The sequence below is a fragment of the Cupriavidus sp. 01L46 genome, assembly GCF_056399905.1.
Window position 1 is genome coordinate 45,348 of the sequence record NZ_JBFTSF010000006.1, and the last position, 14,226, is coordinate 59,573.

The following is a 14,226-nucleotide window of genomic DNA, read 5'->3' on the forward strand; positions in this document are numbered from 1 at the left end:
GATGCGATTCCTCTTCAAGACCGACTATCGCCAGGACCTGCGCCTGGCCAGGCACCCGGGCCATGTGTTCTGGTACGGCTTGCTGATGGCTTGCCTGCTGATCGCGCCGGGCTGGGCCAGCAGCTACTGGATCGCGCAGCTTGGTTTTGTGCTGATCTACGCCATCGCGGGCCTGGGCCTGATGGTGCTGTCCGGCTACACGGGGCTGCTGTCGATCGGCCACGCGGCCTTCCTTGGCGTGGGCGCCTATACGCAGGCCTGGCTGACCGGCCACGGTGTGCCCTTCGTACCGGCCTTGCTGGCCGCGGCTGCGCTGTCGGCACTGACGGGCGTGGTGGTGGGACTGCCGGCATTGCGCGTCAAGGGCATCTACCTGGCGATCGCCACGCTGGCCTTCGGCCTGATCGTCGAGGAGGTACTGGCGCGCTGGGAGAGCGTGACCGGCGGCAATGCCGGCCTGCCGGTGGCCGCGCCGCAGCTGTGGGGCTACGTGCTTGACGGGCCGGTGGCGTTCTACTACCTGTCGCTCGCGGTTTGCCTGCTGGCCACGCTGGCCGTGCTCAACCTGCTGCGCAGCGCCACGGGGCGGGCCTTCATCGCCATCCGGGACTCCGAGATCTCGGCGCAGAGCATGGGGATCCACCTGGCGCGCTACAAGACCTTGTCATTTGCGTTGTCCGCCGCGCTGGTTGGCATCGCGGGGGCGTTGTATGCCCACAAGCTGCGCTATATCTCGCCCGAGCAGTTCGGCATTGCCCAGTCGATCGACTTGCTGCTGCTGGTTGTGGTGGGCGGGCTGGGCTCCGTGCATGGCGCGTTTCTTGGCGCGATCTTCCTGATCGTCATGCCGCAGATGATCGTGCTGGCGAAGGATCTCCTGCCGCCTGCCATCGGGCAAGCCAGCGGCCTGCAGGCGCTGGTGTACGGGCTGGTGCTGATGGCTTTCGTGCTGTTCGAGCCGATGGGGCTGTACGGGCGCTGGTGCAAGATCCGCACGTACCTGGAACTGTTTCCCTTCTATCGCCAGGGCATGTTCCGGCGCCAGAAGGCCTTCCAGCGCTCCGAGCGCCTGAAATAAGGAGGCCCGCACATGACAGACACCCTTCTCAGCGTGCGCGACCTGTCGGTCCGCTTTGGCGGCGTGCTGGCGCTTGGCGGCGTGAGCTTCGATGTGCGGCGCGGCGAGGTCTTTACGCTGATCGGGCCCAACGGGGCTGGCAAGACCACGGTGTTCAACCTGATCAGCCGTATCTATCCGCCCACCAGCGGCGAGATCCTGTGGCAAGGCAGCAGCCTGACGCGGTTGCCGCCACACGCGATCGCCGCGCAGGGCATCGCGCGCACCTTCCAGAATATCGAGCTGTTCGAGCACGCCACGGTGCTGCAGAACCTGCTGATCGGCCACCACACGCATCGCGCCAGCGGCTTCTGGGCAGACCTGCTGTTTACCCCCGCCGCGCGCCGCGCGGAGCTGGCCGCGCGCCACAAGGCCGAGGAGATGATCGAGCTGCTCGACCTGCAGGCGCACCGCGACGCGCTGGTGGCGGGCCTGCCCTATGGCGTGCGCAAGGTGGTGGAGCTGGCGCGGGCCTTGTGCAGCAGCCCGCGGCTGTTGCTGCTGGACGAGCCGTCTTCCGGGCTGAATGTGGAAGAGACCGAGGACATGGCCTGGTGGATCCGCGACATCCAGAGCGAGCTGGGCATCACCGTGCTGATGGTGGAGCACGACATGAGCCTGGTGTCGCGCGTCTCGGACCGGGTGCTGGCAATGAACCAGGGCCAGGTGCTGGCGCAGGGCACGCCGGCCGAGGTCCAGGCGCACCCCGGCGTGATCGAAGCCTACCTGGGCACCGTGGACGACGTAGCGTCACTGCGGAGGGCGGCATGAACCTGATGCAAGGCGCTGACAAGATGCGCGAAATCCAGGACACGCCCGTGCTGGCGCTGGCCAACGTGGAAAGCGCCTACGGCCCGGTCAAGGCGATCCGGGGCGTGAGCCTTGCCGTGCAGCGTGGCAGCATCGCCACCGTGCTGGGCGCCAACGGCGCTGGCAAGACCACCATCCTCAAGACCATTTCCGGCGTGCTGGACCCGACGCGCGGCGGCATCGCTTTCAAGGGCGAGAGCATCGCTGCGATGGATCCGGCGCAGATCGTGCGGCGCGGCCTGAGCCACGTGCCCGAGGGGAGGGAGGTGTTCCCGCTGCTGTCGGTGCGCGACAACCTGCTGATGGGCGCCTATACGCGGCGCGACCGCGACGGCGTGGCGCGCGACATGGAGATGGTCTACGGCTACTTCCCGGTGCTGCGCGAGCGTGCTGCGCAGGATGCCGGCCTGCTCTCGGGCGGCCAGCAGCAAATGCTGGCGATCTCGCGCGCGCTGATGGCCGCGCCCGAGCTGATCCTGCTCGACGAGCCCAGCCTGGGCTTGTCGCCAAAGCTCACCAAGGACATCTTCGAGATCGTGGTGCGCATCAACCGCGAGCGTGGCACCACCATCTTGCTGGTGGAGCAGAACGCCAATATGGCGCTCAACGCGGCGGACTATGGCTATGTGCTGGAGAACGGCCGCATCGTGGCCGAGGACACCTGCGCCGTGCTGCGCGAGAAGGACGATATCAAGGAGTTCTACCTCGGCATGAAGGACAACGGCGTGCGCGGCGAGCGCCGCTGGAAAAAGCGCAAGACCTGGCGGTAGGGCGCTAAACGATCACCAAGTCGATCACCAAGTTGAGAGCAATCAATGGCAATGGCAACGGCAACGGCAATGGCGACAGCGCGCACCATGCAGCCCCTTTCCGAAGCGGCATTCGAGACCCTGCCGCAGATGTTCTGGCACGCCGTGGCCCAGCGCGCCGACGCCGTGATGATGCGGCAAAAGGACCTCGGCGTCTGGCGCAGCTATCGCTGGCGCGAAGTGGGCGAGATCGTGGCCGATGTCGCCGCCGGCCTGGCCGAACTGGGCCTGCGGGAGGGCGAGGTGGTGTCGGTGCTGTCCAATACCAACCGGGAATGGGTGTGGAGCGACCTGGGCGCGCTCACCGCCGGTGCGGTAGTCAGCGGCATCTATCCGACCGATTCGCCCGCGCAGGTGGAGTACCTTTGCCACGACTCGGGCAGCGTCATGCTCTTCGTCGAGAACGAGGAGCAGCTGGACAAGTACCTGGAGGTGCGCGAGCGCCTGCCACGGCTGCGCAAGGCGATCGTGTACGACATGGAAGGGTTGTCCGGCTTCGATGACCCCGGCGTGCTCGGCTTCGACGCGCTGCTGGCGCTCGGCAGGCAAGCGCGGGCGCGGCAACCGGGGCTGGTGGCCGCGCGGCTGGCCGCCGGCAGCGCCGACGCGCTGGCGGTGCTGGTCTATACATCCGGCACCACGGGACGGCCCAAGGGCGCGATGCTGTCGCACCGCAATGTGCTGCGCAGCTGCCTGACGCTGCGCGAGTTCCTGCCAGCCACCACCATCGGCGAGCGCATGGCCTTCCTGCCGCTGTGCCACGTCTCGGAGCGGATCTTTGGCGAGTACTACTCGATCCTGTCCGGTGCCGTCGTCAACTTTGTCGAGAACCCCGACACCATTTTCGACAACATTCGCGAGATCCAGCCCGACGCCTTCCTGGCGGTTCCTCGCGTGTGGGAGAAGCTGTATTCCAGCGTGACCATTGCTGTCCGGGAAGCGACCCGCCTGCAGCGCTGGGCCTATGACTGGGCGCTGGCCGCCGGGCAGGCCCGCGTGCGCGAGGACGGGCAGGCCACGGCGTTGCCTCTGGCCGCCCGCCTGAAGCTCTGGCTGGCCGATACGCTGGTGCTGGGCAATGTGCGCCGCATGATGGGCCTGAACCGCGTGCAGCTGGCGGTGACCGGCGCGGCGCCGATCTCGCCTGACCTGATCCGCTGGTATATGGCGCTGGGCATCGTGCTGCACGAGCTATGGGGCATGACCGAGATCACCGGCGCGGCCACCTGCAACCCGCCGGGCCGCACGCGCCCGGGCAGCATCGGCATTGCCTTGCCGCATACCGAGGTGAGGGTCTCGCAGGAAGGCGAGCTGCTGGTGCGGGGCCCGCAGGTCTTCATGGGCTACCTGAACCTGCCCGCCAAGACCGCCGAGACCATGGCCGACGGCTGGCTGCGCACCGGCGACGTGGGCCGGGTGGACGAGCAGGGCTACTTCTATATCACCGACCGCATGAAGGACCTGATCATCACCGCTGGCGGCAAGAACGTCACGCCGTCCGAGTGGGAGAACCAGCTCAAGTTCAGCCCCTATGTGACCGACGCCGTGGTGATCGGAGACCGCCGGCCCTACCTGAGCTGCCTGGTGATGATCGACCAGGACAACGTGGAGCAGTGGGCGCAGGAGCACGACGTGCATTTCTCCGACTACGGCTCGCTGTGCCGCAGCAAGGAGGTGATCGCGCTGGTGGGCCAGGAAATCGCCCGTGTCAACAAGCAGTTCGCGCGGGTCGAGCAGATCAAGGCATTCCGGCTGATCGAGACCCGTCTTGGCGCCGAAGACGAGGAACTGACGCCCACCATGAAGCTCAAGCGCAAGCTGGTCAACGACAAATACAGCGCTCTGATCGAGTCGATGTACCTGGCCAAGGTGGCCTGAACGCAAGCGGCCCCAACCGGAGGCGCCATGAGCGATGCAGACAAAGCGGTTCCCGTCAGCCTGGTTCGGCACGGCCGCATCGGCCTGCTGTGCATCGACCATCCACCGGTAAACGCGCTCTCGGTGGCGACGGTGGCGGGGCTGGATGCCAAGGTGGCCGCCTTCGAGGCCGATTCCTCCCTCGATGGCTTGCTGATCTGGTGCGCGGGCCGTACCTTCGTGGCGGGCGGCGACATCGCCCAGTTCGATGCGCCGGATTTCACGGCTGCGCCTTACAACCGCATCCTGGCCCGGATCGAAGCCAGCGAACGGCTGGTCGCGGCGGTGCTGCACGGCACCGCGCTGGGCGGCGGGCTGGAACTGGCGCTGGCCTGCCATTACCGTGTATCCGTGCCCGGCACGCAGGTCGGGCTGCCCGAGATCAAGCTGGGGCTGCTGCCCGGCTCGCTGGGTTCGCAGCGGCTGCCGCGCGCCTGCGGCGCGGCCCTGGCGCTGGACCTGATGCTGAGCGGGCGCATGCTCGACGCCGAGGCGGCGCTGGCCGCCGGCATCGTCGATGCGCTGGTGCCGGGCGAGCCGTTGGCCGCTGGCCTTAGCTATCTGGAAGACCTGCTGGCGCGGCGGGCGCCGCCGCGCCGGCTGTCGACGCTGTCCGTGCCTGTCGCCGGGCTGCCGCCGGATTTCTTCGCGCAGGCCTTGCGGCACGCCACGCAGGAGCGCGCGTGCTACCCCGCAGCCGCGGCTATCGTGCGAGCGGTGGAGGCGGCGGCAACCCTGCCGTTCGCCGAGGGCGAAGCGGTGGAGGCCGCCTTGCTTGCCGCCTGCGTGGCGTCGCCGGAATCGCGGGCGCTGCGCCACCTGTTCTTTGCCGAKCGCCAGGCGGCCCGCGTGTCCGGGGTGCCTTCGGCCATGACGCCGCGTGCGCTGCATACGGCCGGGGTGGTGGGCGCCGGCACCATGGGCAGGCGCATCGCCATGAGCCTGGCGGACGCCGGCTTGCCGGTAACGCTGGTTGAGGCCAGCGACGTGGCGCTGGCCAAGGGCCTGGCGTCCGTGCGCGCCCAGTACGAGGCCGGTGCCGCGGCCGGGCGGCTGCGGCCAGATCAGGTGGACAGGCGCATGGGCCTGATTGCCGGCACGCTGGACTACGACGCACTGGCCGGCTGCGAGCTGGTGATCGAAGCGGTGATGGAGGACATGGCGCTCAAGCAGCAGGTGTGCGCCCGTCTTGGCCAGATCTGCAAGCCCGGGGCGATCATTGCCACCAATACTTCCACGCTGGACGTGGAGGTGCTGGCCGAGGCCTGCGGCCGGCCGGAGGATTTCGCCGGGCTGCATTTCCGCAACCCGGCCAATGGCGGGCGGCTGATCGAAGTGGTGCGCGGCAGCGCCACCGCGCCGGATGTGCTGATGACCGCCATGCACCTGGCCCGGCGGCTCGGCAAGGTGGCGGTGGTGACGGGCGTGTGCTTTGGCTTTATCGGCAACCGCATGGCAGAGGCCTACCTGCGCGAGAGCGAATTCCTGCTCATGGAAGGCGTGAGCCCGGCGCGGTTGGATGCCGTGATGCAGGCTTATGGCATGGCGATGGGGCCGTGCCGCATGCTGGACCTGGCCGGGATCGACACGGGCGCCAAGATCGTGCTGGAGTACGGCAAGGCCGGGGGGCTGCCGCCGGATCCCGCCTATCGCGCGGTGGTGCGCACTTTGTTCATGCTGGGACGGCTCGGCTGCAAGAGCGGCGCGGGCTACTACCGCTACCCGGAAGGCGAGCCGGTGGCGGACCCGGAGGCCGAGCGCATCTGCGCCGCGCTGGGCCGCGCGCACGGCATCGCCCGCCGCACCGACATCGCCGACGCCGAGATCGTCGAGCGCCTGATTTTTCCGCTGATCAACGAAGCCGCCAAGCTGCTGGAGGAGGGCATGGCCAGCCGGCCCGGCGACATCGACATGGTGTGGACCGCCGGCTATGGCTTTCCCGATTATCTCGGAGGCCCCGTGTGGCAGGCGGACAGCATTGGCCTGCCCCGCATCAAAGCCGGGCTGGAGCGCTACGCCCGCCTGCGCGGCAATCCTTACGACTACTGGGACATCTCCCCCTTGCTGGCGGCGCTGGCGCGCGGCGGGCAGCGCTTGTCCGACTGGTCCGCGCCGCCGCCCGCGGCCGATGCCGCGGTGCCGGACGGCCAGGCACAGGGCCATGCGCCTATCTCATTACCGCCGGACTCGCGGTCCGCGCAAGGCAGGATCCAGTCGGGACCCAAGCCGCCACAGAGCGTGCATTGAAGCCAAGGCAATCCACGCGTCAAGCCATCCACGCATTAAGCGATCCACCCATTAAGCGATCCACCCATTAAGCAACAAACCGATAAGACAAGGAGACAACCATGATCTTGAAGACCACCATCGCCGCCATTGCGCTCGCACTCAGCGCCGGTGCGAGTGCGCAGACGCGCGGCGTCACCGACAAGGAAATCGTGCTCGGCCTGATCACCGATATGTCCGGGCCGATCGTCAACTACGGCAAGGAGTCGCGCAACGGCATGACCATGGCCGTGGAGGAGATCAACGCCCGCGGCGGCGTGCAGGGGCGCAAGCTGCGGGTGGTGGTGGAAGACAACGGCTACGAGCCCAAGCGTGCCGTGCTGGCCGCGCAGAAGCTGGTCACGCAGGATGGCGTGTTTGCCATCATCGGCCACCTGGGCACCGCGCCCAATATGGCCACGCTGCCGTTCCTGGTGCAAAGCAAGGTCTTCAATTTCATGCCGCAGAGCGCCGCGCGCGACATGTATGAGCCGGCCAGCCCGTACAAGATCGCGCTGGGGCCGTCCAACTTCCTGATGTCCACCACCATCATGGATTACTTCTTCAAACAGAAGCCCTACCAGCGGGTGGGCGCGCTGTACCAGGACGACGACTACGGGCGGGAGTCGGTGGAGGGCGTGCAGGCCTACCTCAAGACCAGGAACATGACCCTGGTGGAGAAGGTGTCATACAAGCGCGGCGCCACCGATTTTTCCTCGCAGATGGCGCGGCTCAAGGCGGCCAACTGCGACCTGGTGTTCAACGCCTCCACGATGCGCGAGTACATTGCTTCGGTCCAGGAGGCGCGCAAGATCGGCTTCAACCCGGTCTTCGCCGGCACCTCGGCCAACTACGCGCACCAGGTGCCATTGCTGGGCGGCAAGGCGATGGAAGGCCTGCACGCGGCGGCCTTCATCATGCTGCCCTATGCGGACGATGCAAACCCGGCGGTACGGCAATGGGCGGCCGCCTACAAGAAGCGCTTTAATGAAGACCCGGGCGTGTACTCGATGTTCAGCTACTACGCCTACACCACCTTCGCCACCATTGCCGACAAGGCCGGGCGCAACCTGASCGCSGAGTCCTTCAATGCTGCCATGGAGTCGACCAAGCTACCGCAGGACGCGCTGGGCAACCCGGGCTTCAATGTCTCCGCCACCAACCGCCTGAGCAACGACCGCATCCGCATCATGAAGGTGGCTGGCGACAAGTGGATCCCGGCCAGCGACCTGCTGCCGCCGCCCAAGATGAACTGAGCGGGAGCGGCATCCATGAACAACCGGAGACAACCATGAGCACTGCAACGGAACAGGCGCGCGAGCGCATCGGGCGCATCGCCCTGGGCGATGTGATCCACCGTTGCGCCCGGCGCTTCGGCGCCCGGACGGCATTGATCGAAGGCGACCACAGCCTCAGCTACGCGGCGCTGAACGCCGCCACCAACCAGTTTGCCCACTACCTGCTGGCCCAGGGCATGCGCAGCGCCGAGCGTGTCGGCATGCTGTGCAACAACTCGATCGACATGATCGTGGCGCTGCTGGGCATCCAGAAAGCGGGCATGGTGTGGGTGCCGATCAACACGGCGCTGGCGCCGGATGCGATCCGGTACATCCTGGAACACGCGGAGGTGACGCGCCTGGTGGCGGACGCGTCCGTGCTGGCGCGGCCCGGCATCGGCGAGCTGGTCGCGGCGTTGCGCATTCCCGTCGTGTTGCTGGAGCCGGTGGGCGAGGTGGCAGGCGAGATGGCCGGACTGGCCGGGCTGGCCGTTACCCGGCATGCCGACGCGCTGGCCGGCCAGCCGGCCACGTTGCCAGATGTGGACATCGCCAGCGGCCAACTGGCACAGATCATGTACACCAGCGGCACCACCGGCCCGCAGAAGGGCGTCATGCACTCCCACGACTCGGTGCATTCGGTGCTGGCGCCCAACTTGGTCGATACCGGCTGCGGGACGGCGCGGGAGGTCTTTACCTGCCTGCTGCCCATGTTCCACTGCGCGCAGCACGGCAATACCATGAGCGCGCTGCTGGGCGGCCATGCCGTGGTGATCGGGCGCGGCTTCGATCCGGCCCGGGTGCTGGCGGACCTGGCCCGGCACCGCGTCACCGTGGTGGTGGCGCTGCCGATGATGTACCGGGCCATGCTGGAGCACCCGCAGTTCGCCGCGACCGACCTCTCCAGCGTGCGGCTGTGCATCTACGGCATGGCGCCGCTGCCCAAGAACCTGCTGCTGCGCCTGCTTGATGCGTTCTGCCCCAACTTCGTCCTGTGCTCGGGCCAGACCGAGATGTACCCGGCGGCCACCATCTTCGAGGCGCAGGAGCAGCGCAAGCGCTTTGGCGCCTTCTGGGGCGTGGGCACGGTGGTCAACGAGGTAGCGGTGATGAGCGACGACGGCCGGCTGCTCGGCCCCGGCGAGCCCGGCGAGATCGTGTTTCGCGGGCCGAACGTGATGCTGGGCTATTACAAGGACCCCGAGGCTACCGCCCGCGTGCAGCGCTTTGGCTGGCATCACTCCGGCGATCTTGGCGTGCTGGACGAGGATGGCCAGTTGCTTTTCCTCGACCGCATCAAGGACATGATCAAGAGCGGCGGCGAAAACGTGCCCTCGATCAAGGTCGAAGAAGTGCTGCTGCGCCATGCCGCCGTGGCCAATGCGGCGGTGGTCGGGCTGCCGCATGCGCGCTGGGGCGAGGCGGTGACGGCCTTCGTGACCCTGAAGCCCGGCGCGCGGGTGGAGGAGGACGAGCTCGGCGCGCACTGCAAGGCCCACCTGGGCGGCTTCGAAGTGCCCAAGGCAGTGCTGCTGCTGGCGGCATTGCCGGCCACTTCCACCGGGAAGATCCAGAAGTTCGCGTTGCGCCAGCAGTATCGCGAGCATTACGATGAGCAGCACAAAGAGCGCCATGAAGAGCGCCATGACAAGGGCTGAGCACCGGGCCAGCCTGTGGCGGGCATAGCCACCTGACGCAAGACGTAGCCGGCAGCCCCGGCTACGCTGCTTTTTGCGTCGCATTTTTGCATCGCATCATGGCGGCGCACCGAGAGCAAATAACTGGCAGACCTGGCGACGCCCCCATCGGTGCGCGGACAGCGCCAGCAGGAGACAACGACATGCGGATGCAAGCACAAGGCATTGCGTGCCCGCCAGCGACGACCGTGGCGTCTGGCGCGCGGGACGGAGCCGGCCGGGTGATGTGGCTCACCCCCGACAGGCTGTTCTACGCCGGCCTGCTTGGCTCGCCTTCGGTCCGCACCATGGGTGGGCTGCTGATTTATGTGGCTTTGCGCGCACCCATTCGCATCCGGTTTGACGACGGGCCCTGGGCATCCACGGAACTGGCGGTGGTGCCGGCGTACATGCCGCACTCGGTCGCTTGCGACGACCGCATGATCTGYGACCTCGCGCTGGAAGCGGAGAGCATCGACCTGGCGCGCCTGCCGCCGGTGATACGCGAGCGGGCAGGGCCGGTGGACGATCCGGCCTTTGTGCGCCATGTGCGCCAGGCGCATGCCTACCTGAGCGAGCGCGGCCGGGAGCTGGAACTGCAGGCCGACAGCTTCGACCAGATTTTCTTCGGGCACGCGCTGGCGCCGCGCAAGCTGGACCCGCGTATCGAGGCTGCGGTGCAGCGCATCCGCAATGCGCCTTCGGCCACGGCCACGGCCGAGTCATGCGCCGCATCGGCCCATCTGTCCTTCTCGCGCTTCCTGCATCTGTTCAAGGAGGATGTCGGCACGCCGTTCCGCAGCTTTCGGACCTGGAAGCGCGCCCGCAGCCTGCTGCACTACGTCACCCAGAACTCCAACCTGGCGCATGTGGCCCTGGATACCGGCTATCCGGATTCCACGCACTTCAGCCACTCCATCCGCCAGGCTTTCGGGCTCAAACCCAGCGATATCTTTGCCGGCTCGCGCAAGCTCGCCCTGATTGGCGAGCGTGCGGAGGTGGGCAGTGGCATGCCCGGCTAGGCGGGCCGGGCAGGGGTATCCGGCGCGTCCTCCGTGCGCAAGGCCGCCTTGAGGATCTTGCCGGCCGGCGTGAGCGGCAGCGCATCGCGCAGCACCACCTGGCGCGGCACCTTGTAATCGGCCAGGCGGGTCCCGCAATACGCGCGGATTTCCTGCTCGGTGACCTGGCAGCCGGGCTTGGGCACGATGTAATAGCGGCCGATCTCGCCCAGCACGGGGTCGGGCACGCCAATGCCGGCGACCATCATCACCGCCGGGTGCCGAGCGATCACGCCTTCGATCTCGGCCGGATAGACGTTGAAGCCACCCTGGATATACATATCCTTCTTGCGCCCCTTCAGATGGATATAGCCGCGTTCGTCCACATAACCCAGGTCGCCCGAGTGCAGCCAGCCCTGGGTATCGAATCCGTCCGCCCCGGCCGCGCTGCCCACATAGCCCGGGCAAACGCCCGCGCCACGGAAACAAAGCTCGCCGATTTCGCCCGCAGCCACGCTTTCGCCGGAAAACGAGACCACCCGTACCTCGGCGGTATCGAACACACGGCCGATCGATTGCATCAGGTCCTGGCGCTGCGCGTCCCAGGGCRTCATGACGATCGCGCCAGAGGATTCCGAGAGGCCATACAGGTTCATCACCGTCGCCTGCGGCATGCGGGCCTGCAACTGCTCCAGCAGGGCAGCATCCACGGTGGCGCCGCCCACGATCACGAGCCGCACGGAGGAGAAGTCCACCTTGGCCGAGTCGGGATGCATCAGCAGCAGCGTGGCCATGGTCGGCACGCCCGAGAAGATGGTGGGCGGGTGCTGGCGCATCCTGGCGAGCACCAGGTCCGCCTTGAAGGCTGGCACAAGGTCGCAAGTACCGCCGCCGAGCAGGAAGTTCAGCACCCCGCAGGTGATGCCGCCCACGTGGTTCAAGGGCAGGGCCAGCTGTAGCTGGTCGGCCTCGCTCGTACGCACATGGCGCGCTTGCGCCAGGGCCGCTGCCAGCATGCTGAAATGGGACAGTCCCGCGCCCTTTGGCCGCCCGGTGGTGCCCGAGGTGTAGATCACCATGGCCGGGTCCTCCGGCACAACCTGGGCCTCGGCGGCCTCCAGCACGGCCGGGTCCGGCGCGGTGGCCAGCAGCGTGGAAAGCCGCAGCGAGCCGGTGTCGGCCGATGGCGCCGTGTCGATCAGCACCACGTGCGACAAGCCCGGCATGCGCGGACCCAGCCGTGCCAGCATGCCTGGAAAATCGAAGCCCTCGCACTCCGGCACCGTGAAGACCGCCTTGACCGCGCTGTCGTTGACCATATGCTCGATCTCGTTGTCGCGGTAGCGCACGCTCAGGCCCACCACCGCCACGCCGATGCGCGTCGCGGCAAAGAACAGCTGCAGCCACTCGATCTGGTTCAGGCCGATCACGCCGATGCGCTCGCCACGGGCGATGCCCAGGCCAAGCAGGCCACAGGCAAGCCGCGCGGAACTGGCCTCCATCTCGGCAAAGCCGTGGGCCTGCTGCCCGCAGAGGTAGGCAGTGCGCTGGCCCCACCGCCGGCTGGCCTGGCGGAGGGCGGCACCAATGGTGGCGGGCGGCGGGTTGGCAATCATGCGGACTCTCCTGGCGTTGGATGTCAAGTTGGATGCGGCAAGGACCCGGGGCAGGTCAGAGCGGCAAGCGTAGCCAAGTAGCGTGGGGCAAGGCTTGCGGAAAGTGGCTGGGTCGCGGCGTATGGCGGCAGCTCGGTGGGCATCCATTAAGCATGACATGGGTAATTGAAGAATACCCATTAAATTGGTATTTGCAATTTACCCATATTGTTTGTAAAGTGAGATCACGCATTTCATGGGTAACTCCGGATCACCAAGATGAAACAGCTGCTCACCACTCCCAGCCAGCTCGGGCAAGTGCTGCAATCCGCACGGCGTGCCGCCAAGCTGTCCCAGACCGACCTTGCCGCGCGGCTGGATGTCAGCCAGAGCCGCATCTCCCACATGGAACTCAACCCGGGCAGCATCAGCGCCGACCAGTTGCTGGCCCTGATCAGCGTGCTCGGCCTGGAACTCGTCGTGCAGGATAAACGCGCGGCGGACGCCGAAGCCTCGCCGGTGGAGTGGTAGCCATGGGCCGCAGATCGCATGCGCGGGCGTTGTCGGTATGGGCCAATGGCGAGCGGGTAGGGACGTGGCGCATCCCCACGCGGGGCGACATGGAGTTGCAATACGACCCAGGCTGGCTGGCCTCGCCCGCCGGGCGCCCACTCTCCCTGTCGCTGCCCTTCGGCGTCGATACCTCACCGCTCAAGGGCGACCGGGTGCGCAATTACTTCGACAACCTGCTGCCCGACAGCGATGCCATCCGCAAGCGCCTGGCCACGCGTTTCAAGGCGGCAACCACGGAAGCCTTCGACCTGCTGGAAGCCATCGGCCGCGATTGCGTCGGCGCCGTGCAATTGCTCGGCGAGAACGAACAGCCAGCGGGCCATGACCGCATCGACGGTACGCCGCAATCCGACACCGATATTGAAAAGCTGCTGCGGCAGACGGTCAGCCCCACCGGCATGGGCGCGCAGGACGATGACGATGACTTCCGCATCTCCCTGGCCGGCGCGCAGGAAAAGACCGCGCTGCTGTGGCACGGCAACCAGTGGATGAAGCCCCACGGCGCCACGCCCACCACCCACATCCTCAAGCTGCCGCTCGGGCTGGTGGGCAACAAGCGGGCCGACCTCACTACCTCGGTCGAGAACGAGTGGCTCTGCCTGACCATCCTCGCCGCCTACGGCCTGCCGGTGGCACATAGCGAAATCAAAACCTTCGCCAGCCAGAAGGTCCTGAGCGTGCAGCGCTTCGACCGGCAGATGCATTCAGAATTTCAGCATCCGCCTGCTGCCGGGTGGGCGCTACCGGATGACGCCGCTCTATGACGTGATGTCGATCTGGCCGGTGGTCGGCAATGGGGCAAACCGGTGGTCATGGCACAAGGCCAAGCTGGCCATGGCGGTGGCCGGCAAGAACCGGCACTACCTGTTCAAGGACGTGCAGCGCCGGCATTTCAACGCCATGGCGCCCAAGTGCTTCCACGGCCCGGATGCCGAAGGCATAGTTCAGCGGCTCATTGCGCAGACGCCGGCGGTCATTGCCACGGTCAGCGCCGCCTTGCCGGAAGGCTTCCCGCAAAAGGTGGCGGACAGCATCCTGCAAGGGCTGGATGCGTCCGCCCGGCAGCTTGATCGCATGCCGCCTGGTTAAGCGGTGGGTTGGGTTTGCCCAGGCCAACCACTAAGCGCAAGACGAAGTGCACGGCGCGGCCTATGGTCGAGGGATGCCGGCTTGCATGCCGCACGCC

Annotated in this window: 10 protein-coding genes and 1 pseudogene; 10 read left to right on the forward strand and 1 reads right to left on the reverse strand. The window is 67.1% G+C overall.

What is annotated here, in order from left to right; all coding sequences use genetic code 11:
• Position 1 precedes the first annotated feature (1 nt).
• The 8 genes from AC1DS3_RS02445 (at position 2) to AC1DS3_RS02480 (ending at position 10,893) form a co-directional block, all read left to right on the forward strand.
• A complete protein-coding gene (locus AC1DS3_RS02445) occupies positions 2-1,078 on the forward strand; it encodes a branched-chain amino acid ABC transporter permease (protein ID WP_441631770.1) in 1,077 nt (358 codons plus the stop codon).
• A 12-nt stretch (positions 1,079-1,090) separates the two neighbouring features.
• Positions 1,091-1,888, forward strand: a complete 798-nt coding sequence (locus AC1DS3_RS02450; protein ID WP_441631768.1) for an ABC transporter ATP-binding protein — start codon at positions 1,091-1,093, stop codon at positions 1,886-1,888.
• Complete coding sequence (locus AC1DS3_RS02455) at positions 1,885-2,697, forward strand: ABC transporter ATP-binding protein (protein WP_441631766.1); 813 nt, start codon at positions 1,885-1,887, stop codon at positions 2,695-2,697. Before AC1DS3_RS02450 ends, AC1DS3_RS02455 begins: the two co-directional genes overlap by 4 nt.
• 87 nt (positions 2,698-2,784) lie before the next feature.
• Positions 2,785-4,614: an AMP-dependent synthetase/ligase gene (locus AC1DS3_RS02460; RefSeq protein ID WP_441631764.1), complete on the forward strand. Its 1,830-nt coding sequence runs from the start codon at positions 2,785-2,787 to the stop codon at positions 4,612-4,614.
• Positions 4,615-4,641: 27 nt separating this feature from the next.
• Positions 4,642-6,900 carry a 3-hydroxyacyl-CoA dehydrogenase NAD-binding domain-containing protein gene (locus AC1DS3_RS02465; protein WP_477126624.1) on the forward strand — a complete coding sequence of 753 codons (2,259 nt, stop codon included), beginning with the start codon at positions 4,642-4,644 and terminating at the stop codon, positions 6,898-6,900.
• Positions 6,901-7,001: 101 nt separating this feature from the next.
• A complete protein-coding gene (locus AC1DS3_RS02470) occupies positions 7,002-8,174 on the forward strand; it encodes an ABC transporter substrate-binding protein (RefSeq protein WP_477126625.1) in 1,173 nt (390 codons plus the stop codon).
• A gap of 35 nt (positions 8,175-8,209) precedes the next feature.
• Positions 8,210-9,853, forward strand: a complete 1,644-nt coding sequence (locus tag AC1DS3_RS02475; RefSeq protein ID WP_441631758.1) for a class I adenylate-forming enzyme family protein — start codon at positions 8,210-8,212, stop codon at positions 9,851-9,853.
• Between the two features lie 182 nt (positions 9,854-10,035).
• Positions 10,036-10,893, forward strand: coding sequence for a helix-turn-helix domain-containing protein (locus AC1DS3_RS02480; protein ID WP_441631756.1), 858 nt, complete (start codon positions 10,036-10,038; stop codon positions 10,891-10,893).
• Here the strand turns inward: AC1DS3_RS02480 and AC1DS3_RS02485 are convergent.
• Entirely contained in the window at positions 10,890-12,488 is a 1,599-nt protein-coding gene (locus AC1DS3_RS02485; protein WP_477126626.1) for an AMP-binding protein, read from the reverse strand. The two genes, AC1DS3_RS02480 and AC1DS3_RS02485, sit on opposite strands and share 4 nt — an antisense overlap.
• A 258-nt stretch (positions 12,489-12,746) precedes the next feature.
• Between AC1DS3_RS02485 and AC1DS3_RS02490 the strand changes: the two genes are divergently transcribed.
• Positions 12,747-12,998 carry a helix-turn-helix domain-containing protein gene (locus tag AC1DS3_RS02490; protein WP_441631752.1) on the forward strand — a complete coding sequence of 84 codons (252 nt, stop codon included), beginning with the start codon at positions 12,747-12,749 and terminating at the stop codon, positions 12,996-12,998.
• Positions 12,999-13,000: 2 nt separating this feature from the next.
• A pseudogene (locus AC1DS3_RS02495) lies at positions 13,001-14,129 on the forward strand (HipA domain-containing protein).
• Positions 14,130-14,226 lie beyond the last annotated feature (97 nt).